12 protein-coding genes are annotated in these 16,095 nt (G+C 44.7%); 5 read left to right on the top strand and 7 right to left on the bottom strand.

What is annotated here, in order from left to right; translation table 11 throughout:
• Nucleotides 1–4: 4 nt before the first annotated feature.
• Nucleotides 5–388 (bottom strand): CrcB family protein, encoded by a 384-nt coding sequence (locus LKE33_05920; protein MCH3950456.1) that lies wholly within the window; start codon nucleotides 386–388, stop codon nucleotides 5–7.
• 375 nt (nucleotides 389–763) lie between these two features.
• On the opposite strand from LKE33_05920, the gene rlmD reads away from it, so the two are divergent.
• From rlmD to LKE33_05900, 4 genes are all read left to right on the top strand, one after another.
• A complete protein-coding gene (rlmD, locus tag LKE33_05915) occupies nucleotides 764–2,143 on the top strand; it encodes a 23S rRNA (uracil(1939)-C(5))-methyltransferase RlmD (GenBank protein ID MCH3950455.1) in 1,380 nt (459 codons plus the stop codon).
• 1,015 nt (nucleotides 2,144–3,158) lie between these two features.
• A complete protein-coding gene (locus LKE33_05910; GenBank protein MCH3950454.1) occupies nucleotides 3,159–4,928 on the top strand; it encodes a DUF262 domain-containing protein in 1,770 nt (589 codons plus the stop codon).
• Between the two features lie 428 nt (nucleotides 4,929–5,356).
• Nucleotides 5,357–5,686, top strand: coding sequence for a cupin domain-containing protein (locus tag LKE33_05905; GenBank protein ID MCH3950453.1), 330 nt, complete (start codon nucleotides 5,357–5,359; stop codon nucleotides 5,684–5,686).
• A gap of 196 nt (nucleotides 5,687–5,882) precedes the next feature.
• Nucleotides 5,883–7,127 (top strand): IS256 family transposase, encoded by a 1,245-nt coding sequence (locus tag LKE33_05900; protein ID MCH3950452.1) that lies wholly within the window; start codon nucleotides 5,883–5,885, stop codon nucleotides 7,125–7,127.
• A 187-nt stretch (nucleotides 7,128–7,314) separates the two neighbouring features.
• Here the strand turns inward: LKE33_05900 and LKE33_05895 are convergent, their stop codons facing one another.
• From LKE33_05895 to LKE33_05880, 4 genes are all read right to left on the bottom strand, one after another.
• Nucleotides 7,315–7,806 carry a cyclophilin-like fold protein gene (locus LKE33_05895; protein ID MCH3950451.1) on the bottom strand — a complete coding sequence of 164 codons (492 nt, stop codon included), beginning with the start codon at nucleotides 7,804–7,806 and terminating at the stop codon, nucleotides 7,315–7,317.
• 36 nt (nucleotides 7,807–7,842) lie between these two features.
• Nucleotides 7,843–8,358: a cupin domain-containing protein gene (locus LKE33_05890; GenBank protein MCH3950450.1), complete on the bottom strand. Its 516-nt coding sequence runs from the start codon at nucleotides 8,356–8,358 to the stop codon at nucleotides 7,843–7,845.
• 310 nt (nucleotides 8,359–8,668) lie between these two features.
• On the bottom strand, nucleotides 8,669–9,367 hold the full coding sequence (locus tag LKE33_05885; protein MCH3950449.1) for a permease: 699 nt from the start codon (nucleotides 9,365–9,367) through the stop codon (nucleotides 8,669–8,671).
• Nucleotides 9,368–9,942: 575 nt separating this feature from the next.
• On the bottom strand, nucleotides 9,943–10,707 hold the full coding sequence (locus LKE33_05880; protein MCH3950448.1) for an EFR1 family ferrodoxin: 765 nt from the start codon (nucleotides 10,705–10,707) through the stop codon (nucleotides 9,943–9,945).
• 150 nt (nucleotides 10,708–10,857) lie between these two features.
• On the opposite strand from LKE33_05880, the gene LKE33_05875 reads away from it, so the two are divergent.
• Nucleotides 10,858–11,487, top strand: coding sequence for an N-acetyltransferase (locus LKE33_05875; GenBank protein ID MCH3950447.1), 630 nt, complete (start codon nucleotides 10,858–10,860; stop codon nucleotides 11,485–11,487).
• A gap of 193 nt (nucleotides 11,488–11,680) precedes the next feature.
• Here the strand turns inward: LKE33_05875 and LKE33_05870 are convergent, their stop codons facing one another.
• Nucleotides 11,681–12,769 (bottom strand): PTS sugar transporter subunit IIC, encoded by a 1,089-nt coding sequence (locus LKE33_05870; GenBank protein MCH3950446.1) that lies wholly within the window; start codon nucleotides 12,767–12,769, stop codon nucleotides 11,681–11,683.
• Nucleotides 12,770–13,138: 369 nt separating this feature from the next.
• Nucleotides 13,139–15,973 carry an autotransporter outer membrane beta-barrel domain-containing protein gene (locus tag LKE33_05865; GenBank protein ID MCH3950445.1) on the bottom strand — a complete coding sequence of 945 codons (2,835 nt, stop codon included), beginning with the start codon at nucleotides 15,971–15,973 and terminating at the stop codon, nucleotides 13,139–13,141.
• Nucleotides 15,974–16,095: the final 122 nt, after the last annotated feature.

The raw sequence follows: 16,095 nt of genomic DNA, 5'->3' as shown, positions 1-16,095 counted from the left end.
AAATTTACAGGAGCATCCGGCCAAGCCAAAATGCGGCCACTGCCGCGGCAAGGCCCAATGTATTCTGTAACAGCAAATAAGCAAATCCAGTCACATGTTTCCCGGACAGGAAGAAATGCATACCCTCCCCAATAAAAGAGGAAAAGGCAGTAAAACCACCAATAATACCCCAATAAATCAAGGAAACCCAACGCGGATGCGGTAGTTTGACATACAAAAAAGAAGCAAAAAAGCCAACTAACAGACAGCCGAACGTATTCACAAAAATCATATGCCAGGGGAATGTTCCTCCGCCCGTCTCTTTAATGAAACCGGCTACCAGATATCGGGCTACCGAGCCCAACGCCCCTCCTATCGCCACATATGCCAATAATTTCAGGTTTCCCATCCGCATCTCCCTTCGAGGTATGTTTACTACTCTTTTATTTTTTATACATGAATTAGTTATTTTTGTATCATAAGAGTATCTGAAAAAAGGCGCTGGCCAGCAGGTCGCGTCTTCTCTTATATGTATATGGTAGAGGATAAAAGGGATTTCTGTCAATGGGAAATTGTATAAAAATAAGTAGTGGATAATAGTTAGCAAATAGTGGATAGTACCATGGTACAGACAGCTTGTTAGGGTGAAACCCAAGACAGACGGCAGCTCGCCGTTAGCAGAAAGAAAAGCGAATTTAGCAGCTTTTGGCATTTGGCATATAGCATCGGACCCGCTCCTGGTATTCTTGCGCTCCCCCAGCTTCCTTTGTATAATGTTTATGTTATGAATACGGAAAAAGTAAAGTTCACACCTAAACAACATATAGAAGTCACGATTACGGGTCTTGGCAGTTCCGGCGAGGGTGTCGGTAAAGTGAAAGGATTTACCTTTTTTGTCCCCGGAGCGCTCCCCGGCGAGCGTGTGTCTGCTGCCGTAACAGTCGTAAAGAAGTCCTATGGTCAGGCCCATCTGGATAAAATTCTGGTTCCATCGCCGGATCGGGTCAATCCGCCCTGCCCCGTGTATAAGGCCTGCGGCGGCTGCCAGCTACAGCATCTTTCTTACGAAGCACAGCTGAAACTGAAACGCCAGACTGTCATTGACGCACTGGAACGCATCGGTCATTTCAAAGGAATCAATGTCAACCCGACGCTTGGAGCCAAAACGCCATGGAATTACCGCAATAAGATGCAGGTCCCTGCGGCTGAAGGGCGAAAACATGAGCTGCTCATCGGGTGCTTTGCCCAAGGCACGCACCGTGTCATCAACGTAGAAACCTGCCAAATCCAGGACGAAAACAATAATCGCATCGCGTCAGTTGTCCGCAGATGGATGCAGCAGTATCATATCCCGGCGCTTGATGAAGATGCCCGCACGGGGATTGTCCGCCATGTCATGGGCCGTGTCGGCGTCAATACGGGTGAAGTCATGGCAGTTCTCATCACAAATACGGATCGTGTTCCCCATCTGAAACAGTTAGCCGCCATGCTCAAGAAAGAAATTCCCGGCTTTGTCACGCTGGTTCAGAATATCAACACGCGTCACACCAACGTCATCATGGGGCCAAAGAGCAAGATTATTTACGGCCCCGGTTTCATTCATGACCGGCTGGGAAACCTGACTTTTGCCATCTCGCCTCTTTCTTTCTTCCAAGTCAATACCAGACAGGCAGAAGTCCTGTACGAAACTGCACTGCATTACGCATCCCTGACGGGAAAAGAAAACGTCATCGATCTCTACTGCGGTACGGGTACCATTACCCTTTTCCTGGCGCAAAAAGCCAGCCACGCTCTCGGCATTGAAATTGTAGCTCCCGCTATCAAAGACGCCTGGAAAAACGCGCAGCAAAATAACATTAAAAACAGTGAATTTATCTGCGGCGATGCAGCAAAAGAACTGCCGCGCCTCGTCAAGGAAGGGATTCGTCCCGACGTGATCGTTCTTGACCCGCCCCGTGCCGGCTGCGACCCGAAAGTGCTGAAAGCAATTCTTGCTGTTAAACCGCAGCGTGTCGTCTACGTATCCTGCGGCCCTGCTTCCCTTGCCCGGGATGCCGCTATCCTGCATGAAGGCGGCTATAAGATTCGGCAGGTACAGCCTGTTGACATGTTCCCGCAAACGGCCCATGTCGAGACGGTCGTTTGGATGTCGAGGAATAAGTAAATAAGAGGCTGAGAAGCCTGAGATAAAGGGATTTGATGAACTGAATATTGAAACAGATCCGAGAGAAAGTCTTGAAACAATCTGCAAACTTATGTGAAAGTTCCCGAAGAGCCAGTAGACTGATTCTTCGGGCTGATAGTTGTATTTGCGACTTTTATATAAAAGTCTAAGAAAAATACCTCCTGCCGAGGCTACCTGGTAGGAGGTATTTTTCTATGCGGACAGCAAAGATTATGGTCAGAAATATCTCATATGAGAAAGTATATCGAGGATGTACTTCTGCAGAAAATCTACACGGTGAATGTTCTGAAAAATAGGTACATCAAAAACGAAGGTTAGTGCCGATGTACCATGTGGAAAAGTAATGAAACAATCATTGACGGGGATGTATTCCTCTGAGTACATGCCAAGATTAACAAACGAACAAATATCATCAAAGATGGCAAAAAACGAGTCTACAATTCAAAATACGCCTTATCCAACGTTATCATCTGCGAGCACTGCGGTGACATTTTTGGCAAAATTAAATGGAACAATCGATAGGATAAAGCCGTGAGGTAGTCGGAAATGATCTGTCTGCTGTTTTTTATGCCATTTTCTTATGCTTTTTTCAAATAGGAATGTATAGATTACCTGAATGTAGTACAATAAATTTAGCCGTAAGAGAAATTCAATTGAACCAATGAGGTTATAGTTACACTTAAGAATAATACCGGAATCGATGTAAAAGTAAAATGTCTGGAAGAACAGACTACGCAGGCAACTCTTGTGAGAAAGTTTGAAACTTCCGCGTCGTATGTCAGCAGTTTCATCACAAATCTAGGCAAGATTGTCAACTGAACCTTCATCCAGATGACAGAGAAGATAGGATACGACATCGAACTGACATATATAAAAAGGGACTTAAAATAACAGGGGCGGATTAGACAGCTATAGCTATAAGGAAAACAGAATTACTTTGAAGAGGGCAAACAATCTGGTTTAACGGAGATAAAAGTTAGGAGGATTCTTTAACATGGCTTATGAAACACCACTTACAATTGCAGAGGTTATGAATGATATTTCAGCAAACAAATATGTCCTTCCGTCGATTCAAAGAGAATATGTATGGAGCACAGAGCAAATAGAGACTTTATTCGATTCTCTTATGAGGGATTACCCAATTGGCACCTTTCTGTTTTGGGAAATCAATAAGGATCACGTAAAAGATTATGATTTCTATGGATTTATCAGAAATTATCATGAGAACAAAAATGTCCATAATCAAAAATTGGATCTTAAGGGATCGAATGGAGTTACTGCAGTGCTCGATGGCCAACAGCGTCTTACTTCTATTTATTTAGGATTAAAAGGCACTTATGCATATAAACTAAAATATATGGCTAGGAACAACCAAAATGCGTATCCTGTCAGGAAATTATATTTGAACCTGTTATCTTCGCCACCAGATGGCGATAATGAATATGATTTCAGATTTCTTTCTGAAAAGGAAGTACAAAATGACCAAAACACATACTGGTTTGAAATAGGGAAGATTCTTGAAATGCATGAAGATGGCGATGTATTCATGTATGTAAATGAGAATATTAGCTATTCGGATAAATATGATTATACTAAAGAGCAGTCGAAATTTGCTATCAACGCCCTATCCAGGCTCTATAACGTAATTAATAAATCCGGTACAATTAGCTACTATCGAGAAAAAGCAGTTGAATTAGATAAAGTGCTGAATATTTTTATAAGAGTTAACAGTGGAGGCACAAAGCTCAGCTATTCTGATTTGCTTTTATCCATTGCGTCTGCCCAGTGGGAAAACCATGATGCAAGAGAAGAAATCATCAATTTCGTAGATGATATAAATGCAATCGGCGATGGTTTTAGAATCAACAAAGATTTTGTATTGAAAACATCACTTGTATTAAGTGACCTTCCTAACATTGCATTCAAAGTTGATAATTTCAACAAGAAAAATATGATGAAAATAGAGTCTCGATGGGATGATATCAAACATGCAATTAGACAAGCGGTACTACTGGTATCTTCGTTCGGGTATTCCGGTGATACATTGTCATCAAATAATGCATTGATTCCAATTGCATACTATCTTTTTATTAATCATATGCCTGATAACTTTGTAACTTCCGGGAAATCAAAGGCAAATAGAGAAAAAATCAAAAAGTGGCTTATTCTTTCTTTGCTGAAGAAAGTATTCAGTGGACAGCCAGATAATGTTCTGAGACCAATACGAGAAATTATTAAAGCGAACGGTTCAAATGAATACCCGTTGGATGAAATTATTGAAAGATTTAAAGGTACAATCAAATCAATCCAATTTACGGTTGATGACATTGATGATTTTTTACTAAACTTGAAATATGGAAAGAGCGACACCCTTTCTACCCTCATGCTTCTTTATCCGTCGCTTGATTTTAGTAATAAATTTCATATGGATCATATGTATCCTAAGGGTAAATTCACAAAATCATATCTCCGGAAGCAAGGAATCTCGGATGACAAATTGGATTGGTATATAAATACAGTAAATGAAATATCTAATCTACAGTTAATACCAGCACAGCTCAATGAAGAAAAACTGTCAACCGACTTTGATGTCTGGTTCAATTCGCAATTTCCAACAAATAATGATAAATATCAATATCGTACTCTGAATTATTTGCCAGATATAGACTATACATATGCTAATTTCCCAAAATTTATTAAACAGAGAAGAGATTTATTAAAAGCAGAATTACAAAAAGTATTATTTAAATCGCAGGTATTATAGGTATTACGTCTGGAAGTAATCGCAGTGGCTGATATGAATCGGATACACGAGTTTTCCACGAAGTGGATGTTGAGACGATGGATTATGGATTGTTGAACTTTTTCCATCATACCGTACCTTTGAGATGATTAGCAGAATTGTCGGTACTCATCATAGAATTTAGAAGAAACCCGCTCATAGACCAGTTATTACAAACGGTCCGAACCAAAACTACAGCCATTTTGCTCCGATTTTCATTTAGACCCGTTTTGCAAACAAGGAAACGACTTCTTTCAGTAAACGAAAACTCATCCGACAGCCATTTCTAAGGCTCGTACCATGTCGAGACAGTCGTATGGATGTCCCGGAAGAACCAAAAAGCACTGTCCGTAAAATAAAAGGGCTGCTTTTACGTCAATGTAGAGCTATTAACTGTAAAGGAGGAAAATATGCGAATTGACTTTAATGAAATGCAAGATAAAGTTTTCCCTGGAATGAACAAGGGAACCGGAACGATGAGTGCAAAAATGTACATGGATAAAAATGGGAAAGTGATTCTGTCACGGATTCATCCCGGAGGATCTATTGGCATGCATCTGCATCAGACAAGCGATGACATCAATTACGTCATTTCAGGAAAAGGCATCGCGTACAGTGATGGTGTAAAGGAAGAATTGACCGGTGGTGTATGCCATATTTGTCCCAAGGGGCATGCGCATCAACTGGTCAATACGGGAACGGAAGACCTGGTTCTCCTGACCGTTGTGGTAGAAAGATAGCCGCAAATTATCCGGCACCACCCGCATAAAGACAATTTGTTTTGGCTGTATATATGCCATAAACAACAAAAAAGGGAGTGTAAAATGAAGTGTGTAAGTTACCGGTAACCAATTTACTAACTTACGCACTTCATTTTTTTGTCGAGGTGCGGTACACTATCAGAAAGCAGGTTGAAAGGAATTGAGTACAGCACTGATGAAGAAACGTAGAAACCCGAGTGAGAAAGGCCAGGCAATCGCCAAGCTCATCATGGAACAATACCAGCCGAAGACGCAGGAAGACATGCAGATAGCGCTGAAGGACGTGTTCGGTCCTATCTTCGAAGCTATGCTGCAGGGCGAGATAGATAACCATCTCGGGTATAGCTCCAATGATCATAGCAAGAAGGAAACCTCCAACCGTCGGAATGGCTATACGGAGAAAACCATCCAGACTTCGGTCGGCGAGGTCCCCATCCGCGTCCCACGGGACCGCGAATCTACCTTCGAGCCCCAGGTAGTCCCCAAACGCACCAAGGATGTCACAGGGATCGAGAGCAAGGTACTGGCCATGTATGCACGCGGCATGAGCCAGCGGGATATTGCCAAGACGATTGATGACATCTATGGATTCGAGCTGTCCGCAGAGAGCATCTCGAACATCACAGACCGAGTGATGGACGAAGTCCAGCATTGGCAGACACGTCCTCTGAACCCCTTCTACCCCTTCTTGTTCGTAGACTGCCTGTACGTCTCTGTACGCAAGGATTATGAGACCAAGAACCACGCTGTCTACGTCATCCTCGGCTATGACATCAATGGCTCGAAGGATGTCCTGGGCCTTTGGATGAACGAGACGGAGGGCAAACATAACTGGATGCAGATATTCGATGAGCTGAAGGCCCGTGGCGTTGAAGATGTCGGATTCATCTGCATGGATGGTGTCTCCGGTTTGGAAGAGGGAGCAAAGTCCATCTTCCCCCAGGTGGTCGTGCAGCGCTGCATCGTCCATCTGATCCGCAACTCCATCAAGTACATCCCATCCAAGGATTACAAGGCCTACACGACCCAGCTCAGGAAGGTCTATGGAGCCGTGAACCTGAAGAGTGCTGAGACCGAATTCGAGCGGTTCAAGCAGGCCTGGAGCCAGTACCCCGGTGCAGTAGAAACATGGAAGCGGAACTGGCAGCATGTCCAGCAACTATTCAACTATGGCAGTGCCGTAAGGAAGGTGATGTATACCACCAATGCGATAGAGAGCGTGAATTCCAGCTTCCGAAAAGTCACCAAGAAGGGCTCGTTCTCCAGCGAGGAATCTGTCTTCAAGGTTCTCTATCTCAGGGTAAAGGAACTCTATGCCAAGTGGGAAGGGCATCATATCCAGAACTGGGCGATGGTCAGAAACCAGTTGGCTATGGATGATAAGCTGCAAGCTCGTATCCTGAAATACGAGAAATTTTAAAGCCAGCAATCACTGGTAACGCATCTTCTTTTATGATACCTAAAAAAACTTACACACTTAACTTGACAAACCCACAAAAAAGCACGAGCCATAGGAATCTTACATTCCAATGGTTCGTGCTTTTTGATTTTCAGACGTTATATTCTTCTTAGGAACGCTTATGGGAAACGCACCTTAAAAACACTTTTCACTCAGACAGCGCCTTGACAGTGATAGTTCCTGACAGCTGTTTTATCTGTTCCTTTCCTTCCACGGCTTCGCCTAGTTCATACAGTCCGCTGGCACCACTGGGTCCATCCTGGTAAAACATGACCACATCTCCCCAGGGAGCATAATAAGCCAGCTTTCCTGCTTTCGCATCCGATCTTGGGGTCCCTGAAGTCGATAATTTTTTCGGATAGAAAATTTTCTCCTCGCTGCTGTAATTTTCTACTGTGATCGACAGCGGAAGCTGCTCAAGAAGGGATTTGGATGCATTGCTGCCGTTCAGAGAAAAGACTACCTTGTGTGTACCATCGTTCACTTCAATCTTCATGGATTTCACGTCCTTTCCGGTATCACTCGCAGAAGCGGAACTGCCCTTTTCGGCAGCTCCCTCCTTAGAGACCGCCGCACCACATCCCACAAGAACTAGTACCATCACAATCAAAAGTCCTGCAAAGCTCTTCAAGGATTTCATAGTTTCCTCCTTACCGGCACAGGTTTTTTATGACCCTTATTCCGCTAACTTCTGGAAGTCCGCATCAGAAACCGGTTCCAGCCATTCCGTGGAAGACTGCTTCGGTTCCATGATGGACAAATGCTGGAACATAGAGTTTGGAGCACCGCCATGCCAATGTTTCACGCCTTCCGGGATAGTCACTGTCATGCCCGGTTCCAGTTTGTGAGGTTCCTCGCCCCAGATTTGGTAATACCCATGGCCGGATTCAGCGACCAGAATCTGACAGGTACCGTGATGTTTATGCCAGAACGTATGAGCTCCGTCAATAAAGGTTACATTAGAAATGGGCACGCCGTCTTTGGTGATGGAAGCAAGATAAGTATGACCCGTAAAATAAGGAGCATACGCCGTATTATAGGTTCCAATCGGGAAAACCGTGCCATTGATTCCTTTCATTTTAGCAGCTACTTCTTCATACGTGGGAGGTGCACTGGCAGCAAATACACTGCCTGCGATGCCCAGCGTCATCAAACCACCAAGAATCAGCGAAAATACTTTAGACTTTTTCATTTTTATTCCTCCTGTTAAATCAAAATTGAATGGATTCCTTTTCTGATTCATAGGATACATGAAAAAGCATGTCCATGTAAAATATTTATTTTACATGGACATGTATGCTTAAAAGGCATTTTGTTTTAAAGGAAGAAAACATTTAAAAATAAAACCTGAAATTTAGCAGTTAGCCTAAATTTCAGGTTTTATATCATATTTTACTTGAATCAAAAGCTTTAACACACTATTGCAGACAAAGCTAAATGCTATAGGCTACAAGCCAAAAGCGCATTTTTATTTTTTCATAGCCATTCACAATTTTTCTATATCAGGGATTTTGAGAAGTACCGGCTACCCCACTCATGGACCCGTTCATGTGATGATTTGTGGAATCACTCATATGATTGTTCATCGTATCGTTCATATTGCCATCCATATGATGATCCTGATGACTATCCATATGTTCATTCATGGAACTTCCGTCGTGGGGCATCGTGGCATTGTTCCCATTGCCAGCATGAGGGGCAGGAGCCATAGGCATATCCATCTGCATGGATGGCTGTGCCGGTTTATATCCGGCAAGACGCGGATCGGCCATACCGAAGACCATGGCGACATGCGTAAAGACGACGAAAAGAATCAGGATGATAATATGAGCCTTTGCATTTTTTCTTTCATCCTGGCCATTGAAGATAAATCCGAATTCCTTAAGGAGGAGCAAAATCGCAGGAATGATGGCTAAGACATAAGACCAGACAGCAATATAATCAATGGGGCCGCGCCACTCGATTGTAGGGATATAGCTTGTCACGAGATAAATGGGTGCCGCAATGAAAAAGAGACCCAGGAAAATCCCGCCATAGTGGCTGATATGCTTCCATTTTGCCTGATGTTCCTTGTCCGATAAAAGAGTAAAAGCTTCTGCCATAAAAATCGTTTCAATGAAAACGACAGGAATTACCATAAATATAATCAAAAACCACGGAGAATGAAGCGACAAAAGCTCCATATAATGCGTCATAACCATCTAGTGTTCCTCCTAATCATAAATACAGGAAATAAATCTCTCATTCTTTTCAATAGTTTCATCTGCCCTGCTATTTCAATGTGCTCAAAGACACATCTTATTTTCGCAGCGCCGTCGAAGCGATCTTATGGGGAAACGCTGAATCGTAACAGCCCTTACCCGACCTCGCAGGGTCAGAAAATCAAAGGCATCATTCGAATGTTCTTTCATACTCGTGTCATCACTCATGAAAAAATACCTCCTGATAGATTTAATTCTTAATTCCTACTAAATTACTTCGTTATCTTACCCCTATTGGGTATAGCTGTCAATCAGATAGGAATTGGATTTTCAATTTTTTCACAAAGATATAATGCTTCCTGTATAATCCCCGATTAATTCATAGTGAAAATCTATGTTTTCGAATAAAAACAATTTTCCGCCACCGTTCTACTTAAATAAAAACGCCGCAGCAGGAGAAAACCTGCCACGGCAGTCTACCGATTCTATTTTATTGCATAAAGGGATAAGCTTTACCTCTGCTCTCCCGCATTGATTCCATCTCAAAAAACGTCGGAACCGAAAAATCAGTTTACTTACTGGACGTTGTTCGCTTCGATAATTTCCGCTAAGGTAACATCAGGATGGCGCCAGCGTTTGGCACTTCTCTCATGTTTCAGATGGAGAGCTCCCTTCGGACACGCATGAAGGCATGCGTAACAGCTCTCGCAATGGTCGGAGAAAGTGACATGATCTTTTACGGAAATGTTGCCCCGTGGGCAGACCTTGGCGCAAATACCGCAGCGAACACAGGCATCCGTTACGATGTAGGACTGCGCCAATTTTCCGCTGTCGAACTTAGCCACCTGCGGTTTTACGACAAGGTTTATTACCTCAGTCAAGAGACTCTTACCCGGCGTGTACATCACACGGGCCGCAATATCCTTCTTGATTTTTTTAAGCTGTTCGTCAGTCTTCTTCGAAGGGATCTTTTCAATCTGACGGTTGATTTCAAAAAGATCAAGATAGTTATCGACCATAAGAATCGTATTTGTGTATTGGAAATGATAGCCGCATTTTTCAGCATAACGTTTGAAATTCGTCATGGCCTGGCATGCATAATTTCCATAGGTCCCGATAGCAAATAAATAAGGAGCCGTCAGTTTTGCCCTTTTAAGGTACTCCCGGACAATCTTTGGAGTATTGCCGGCATAAATGGGATATATGATGCCAATAGCTTCTTCGTCCTCAATTTCATAGATTCCTTTTGTAATAAGCTGCGGAATAGAAAGCCGCGTTCCGCCAAGCGCTTTAGCAACGGCTAAACTGTTTCCCGTTGCCGTAAAGAATAAAATTTTCATGGGATTTCTCCTTGTCTTTCTCTTTGATTCATGATATGGTGCTGATGCAATCATAGTATATCAAAAGCGTCAATCCCTTGAAATTTCTATGGCTATGACTTGTACATCAGAAAAGTAATAGGTACGCGCTAACGACAGAGGATAAACCAAATGACAAAAAATGATTTACTGATTCGCCGGGAAACGCCGGAAGATTACCACCAAACCGAAATGCTGGTACGGGAAGCTTTTTGGAATGTTTATCATCCCGGCTGCAATGAACATTATATTTTGCACTGTTACCGCTCAAAAAAGGATTTCATCCCGGAACTTGACCTCGTACTGGAAAAAGATGGACAGCTTATCGGGCAGATTATGTACGTCCATTCAGAAATCAAAACCGATAAAGGTGTAATGATCCCCATTGTAACGTTTGGTCCTCTCAGTATCCACCCCAATTTCAGCCGCCGGGGATACGGGAAATATCTATTGGATAATTCTATCAAAAAAGCGGCCGCACTCGGAGCAGGTGCCATTGCCATCACCGGAAATCCGTTATTCTACGGCAAATCCGGATTTGTCGCTGGAAAATCCAGAGGCATCCGCTATGCAAGCGATCCCGAAGCAGAGTATTTCCTAATAAAAGAACTGAAACCGGACTTTTTGCGTGATGTGAAAGGTACATTTATGGATCCTGAAGGGTATTTGGAACCGTTCCGGCACCCGGAAGCCTTTGAACGCTATGACGCCCAGTTTCCTAAGAAAGAAAAACTCGTGCTGCCCGGGCAGCTGGGCAATTGATAAATAGCTACAGGTAGTATAATGATAAAAGACGCTTTTCGCCTTTGGCATTAAGCTTTTAGCTGTGCCTGCGGCAGCATTGTACACCTTATTGATTAGAACAAAATAAAAACGAGAACAGGAGATGTAAAGAAGATTTTCGGTAAATCTCTTCACAGCTCCTGTTTTTTTACTCCGTGTTAGATATATGATCTTATAACTTCATGTCTCCTTCTTTAACCCAGCCCAGACGGCTGCAGCCCGCATTGATGAGGGGTGACAGCACGGCGGGAATAATGAAGGAAATCAGCAGCAGTCCTGTCCAGTCAAAGGAAGTAATCGCTGCCTTGGTACCGGCAGCAACATCTGCTACCCAACCGGTAAATACGCCAATCTGGCCTACCAGGCCGCAGGTCCCCATCCCGGAAGACACGGCTGCACCGTCCATCCGCAATTGAAATACACACGTGGCCAGTGGCCCTGTGATTGCGGAAGCGATAATCGGACCTATCCAGATACGCGGATTTTTGATGATGTTCGGCATCTGCAGCATCGACGTACCAAGTCCCTGTGACAAGAGACCGCCCATGCCATTTTCACGGAAGGACTGCACGGCAAAGCCAATCATCTGTGCCGAGCAGCCTGCTACAGCAGCACCGCCCGCAAGACCGGTAAGATTCAGGGCCGCACAAATTGCCGCGGAAGAAATCGGAAGGGTCAGTGCAATACCTACAAGAACAGATACAAGCATACCCATCAAAAATGGCTGCAGTTCCGTAGCCCACATAATCAGTGCGCCCGTTTTCATAGCAAGCGCTCCCAGGGGCGGTGCCCACCAGGCTGCTAGGGCGACACCCACGCCGATAGTTACAAGCGGCGTTACGAGAATATCTATTTTTGTCTCACCGGAAACGATCTTACCGATTTCGCTCGTTACAATCGCCACAAAGAGAACGGCCAAAGGGCCGCCGGCGCCGCCCAGGGCATTCGTGGCAAAGCCAACTGTCAGAAGCGAGAAAACTACCATCGGCGGACAGTGCAGTGCACGCCCGATAGCCCCTGCCATAGCAGGCCCGCTCATAGCCATGGCAAGGCCGCCTACGGTATAACTCTTGCCGCCGACGACGGCGACAACGGCTTTCAGCGCCCCAATATCAAAAAGTGTGCCGAGAGTATTAATGATTGTACCAATGAGCAGCGAACAGAATAGTCCCTGCGCCATTGCACCCATTGCGTCAATCAGATACCGCTGTACCGATATTTCAACGTCTTTCTTCTTTAAAAATGCCCGTATCGATTCCATCGAGTAACCTCCTCATATTGTTTGCCGCCATCAGAAAATTTCTGCCTTTGACAAGCGTATTTTGTATACAGAGTATGTCAGGAGTCAGCATACCGCATGCCTATACTTATGTCAATTTATGTGACAAGACAGTAAAAAGAAAAGCCTTGGGCCGACTTTGTCGGCCAGTTTGCGCGCCGCCGTGGGCGGCTTGCTTAGGTTGCCTCCGGCAACTGGCAGTAAGTCCTCGGCCACCTTCAGTGGCCTGCCCTAAAGCTGGAAAACCAGCAAATTCTTGGTCCTGCCAAACAAAAATCTGGACAAATTAGCATTCAGAAACCTGCTGAAAACCAATTTGCCCAGATAATTTTTACATTCTGGAATTCCGGCTTAGAATTCGAATCTTAAGCCACCTTCCAGTCTATACTTACTCTTCACGTCCGCGCCAAAATCTCTTTCCGCGTCGAAATAGAAAGCACCATTATCGGAGATGCGGATGTTCGTACCGATACCTACGGAATACCAGGTATCGCCAAAATCATCGCTGTCACGGAAAGCAACGTCGTCATAGAGACGTTCGCTCCGGTCTCCAAGGAACTCATGGTGCACGGAAGCTTTCGCGTAGACGCGTTTTGCCCTATTGGTATCCGTATCATATTCCTTACTGATTACAAAACCGAGGCGCCCAATGAGGCTGTCCGTATCATCCTGCTTGATCCTGGCTCCGTTCTTTGTGGTATAGTCATCACCCCAGATGTAGCTGTATGTGAGCTGTGCCTGCGGTTCGATATACCAACCGCTGCCAAGGTCCTTCTTGCGGCCGTATTCGGCGCCGATACTGAAGGCCCAGTTATCGAATTCACCCTCATCGCTGTAAGAAGACTCGTAATCAGAGCTGATCTTACCGAATTTGGTGATAAGGTCAAGGTAATGACCGTGCTTCCCAATGTTCGTTCCGTAAATGGCTACATCGGAAAGGTGATGGTCTCCGGTTCCGTTATCCCCGAAGTCACTGCTGCCCCAAGTGTGCTCAAAAGCACCACCATAGTACCAATCGCTGTCTTTGCCGGAATTTTTCCAGTCATAGCCGACCTGCACCGTCTTGAGATTGGTCTCAAACCCACGATTGCCGCCGTACTCCAGCTTTTTATTGATGAAGCGGGCCCAGATGCCTTCATCATCCCGGTTGTAGCGCAATTCACCAAGCCGTTTCAGGAGCGTATCCTGGTCGCGCCACATGGCGACGGCTGCATTATGGGCGGATCCCGGTGCCAAACCATTCGGATTCAGGATATCGCCGTCTTCTGCACCGCCGCTTGTATCCGCAGTCAGGAACCAATCCTCATAGTTTGCCAGGGAAGGATCACTTTCGTTTTTTACAACAAGTTCCTTATTGTAAAGCCGGTTCGTGTTCCGCAGTAAAACCTGCTGATTGACTTCAAATGCGGAAGCTCCTATCCCGGTCTGAGCGAAATACAGCTTATCCCCTTCCTGCATCGAATTCAAATTGGAATTCGATGTCGGTTCAATCTGGAAGGAATGGCCTGTTCCACTATCCACATAGATGAAATCACTGTCTGCTGCGTTTTCATACGTGCTGACTGAATTGTCGTGATACGTCAGATCCATCCTCAGCGTGCCGGATAAACTTTCTGACGAGGTCAGATGCCCGATGCGCAAGGTGCTTGCTGAGCCTTCCATATTGACGACCCCGCCGGAGGAAATCGTCAGTGTTGAAACCGTACTATCCGCGGTCACATTCCATACTGAATTATCTTCGAGTGATACGTTCGTAACTGCCGTGTCACTATCTGCGGTCGCAGCGGTACCGGTCCAAAGGCTCTGGTTACTCAAAGTCACATTCGCCGTGCCGCCCTCGTTGTCGAGGTCGCCGGTGATCACCGCATGGCTGCCGGTAGCTTCTACAGTAAGAGTACTGGTCCCGATTGTCATCATGTTCCCCGTGAGAGACGTATTATTACCGGCAAGAGCAACCGACGTTGTACTATTACCGCTTGCCGTTACATCACCTGTAAGAGCCGCATTGCTGCCCGTAAGGGAAACCGTTGCCGTACTGTTACTGCTTGTTGTCACATCCCCTGTAAGGTACGTATTGGTACTTGCGAGAGAAACTGCTGCCGTACTGTTATTCAATGCACTCAGATTTCCCGTCATACCGGAATTTTCACCGCTGAAGTTCAGGTTCAACTTACCGGGATTTTGAGCAAAGGTACTTGTCTCGGCATCGCCGTTTTGCAGTGACCCCGCACCGGCATAGTTGATATTGAGCGTGCCGCTGTCGGCTGTCACTTTCCCATTGATTGTCACGACACCGCCGGATGTTTTGTTTATATCAATAGTTGAAGCTCCTACATTCTTGGAATGGGCCTGCACAGCATAATCATCATGAGCACTGCCGATGGTTACCGCCTGATTCCCTTCAATGTCAATATGGCCTTCATCGGCGGAGTGAGCGGTCAGCACAATTGAATGAGGCTCTTTATGGATTCTATTGATATTGATGGTGCCGCCCTTGATCAGTGTTCCTTTTTGTGACCCATCTTCCACGACGGCCGTCAGTTTTTCTGTCTTATTACTTTTTTGAGAAATGAGATTAATTGTGCTGTCATCCTGTCCCACAATCTGAATCGTGCTGTCCGTAGTCGTACCATTAGGCCAAGTGACAGCCACATTGCGGACCACATAACCGGAATCTTTAATCAAGCCTGTTGCCGTGGCATTCAAATTCTGGAATCCCGTAATAAAGATACTGCCCGGATCCGTAAAAATCGGAAAATGCCCGGTAGTAATGTTAATATCTTCCGAAACATTGACATGAATATTTCCGGGCGGATTTTCATGATACTTATCAGCAAAGATTCCCTTGGTGGAATATTGGTCCTGGTTCTCATCGCCGGTACTATAGGATGAAATAATTGTCAGATTTTTTGCATTGACAATATTTGCATTGCGGATAGGCCCTTCTCCTTTCATCTGCCCGTCCCACTTAATTGTCAAATTCTTATCCGGCTCATTAAATGAGGTGTAGAAGTTTGATCCCTGACCAACGCCTTTTACGATTCCGACATTGTGTAAAATCACATTATCTCCTTCACGTGTGATCGTTCCTGCCGAAGCATTTCCCATCAAGGTCATTGTCGATAATGATAAGCCGAGCAAAATCCATTTTACTTTCGATTTTTGCAGCATGTGTCCTTTCATCATTCTCCTCCATTATTTTCCCCAGAAAAGTCTGGCTTAATTTTTCAGTAAATTCTAAATTTATATTTAACAATATATAATAAAAATTATAGTTTCCATCTACATGATATTACTATTTGTAATCA

The organism is Acidaminococcus sp., assembly GCA_022482815.1.
Taxonomy (GTDB): domain Bacteria; phylum Bacillota; class Negativicutes; order Acidaminococcales; family Acidaminococcaceae; genus Acidaminococcus.
The sequence above is the reverse complement of the archived record's forward strand: the minus strand, read 5'-3'. Positions and strand labels throughout refer to the sequence as shown.

Bases quoted from the DNA above. Each gene is read 5' to 3' on its own strand.
- LKE33_05920 (MCH3950456.1), bottom strand. From the start codon at position 388: ATGGGAAACCTGAAATTATTGGCATATGTGGCGATAGGAGGGGCGTTG.
- LKE33_05865 (MCH3950445.1), bottom strand. From the start codon at position 15,973: ATGATGAAAGGACACATGCTGCAAAAATCGAAAGTAAAATGGATTTTG.
- LKE33_05910 (MCH3950454.1), top strand. From the start codon at position 3,159: ATGGCTTATGAAACACCACTTACAATTGCAGAGGTTATGAATGATATT.
- LKE33_05875 (MCH3950447.1), top strand. From the start codon at position 10,858: ATGACAAAAAATGATTTACTGATTCGCCGGGAAACGCCGGAAGATTAC.
- LKE33_05895 (MCH3950451.1), bottom strand. From the start codon at position 7,806: ATGAAATCCTTGAAGAGCTTTGCAGGACTTTTGATTGTGATGGTACTA.
- LKE33_05905 (MCH3950453.1), top strand. From the start codon at position 5,357: ATGCGAATTGACTTTAATGAAATGCAAGATAAAGTTTTCCCTGGAATG.
- LKE33_05900 (MCH3950452.1), top strand. From the start codon at position 5,883: ATGAAGAAACGTAGAAACCCGAGTGAGAAAGGCCAGGCAATCGCCAAG.
- LKE33_05885 (MCH3950449.1), bottom strand. From the start codon at position 9,367: ATGGTTATGACGCATTATATGGAGCTTTTGTCGCTTCATTCTCCGTGG.
- LKE33_05880 (MCH3950448.1), bottom strand. From the start codon at position 10,707: ATGAAAATTTTATTCTTTACGGCAACGGGAAACAGTTTAGCCGTTGCT.
- LKE33_05870 (MCH3950446.1), bottom strand. From the start codon at position 12,769: ATGGAATCGATACGGGCATTTTTAAAGAAGAAAGACGTTGAAATATCG.
- LKE33_05890 (MCH3950450.1), bottom strand. From the start codon at position 8,358: ATGAAAAAGTCTAAAGTATTTTCGCTGATTCTTGGTGGTTTGATGACG.
- rlmD (MCH3950455.1), top strand. From the start codon at position 764: ATGAATACGGAAAAAGTAAAGTTCACACCTAAACAACATATAGAAGTC.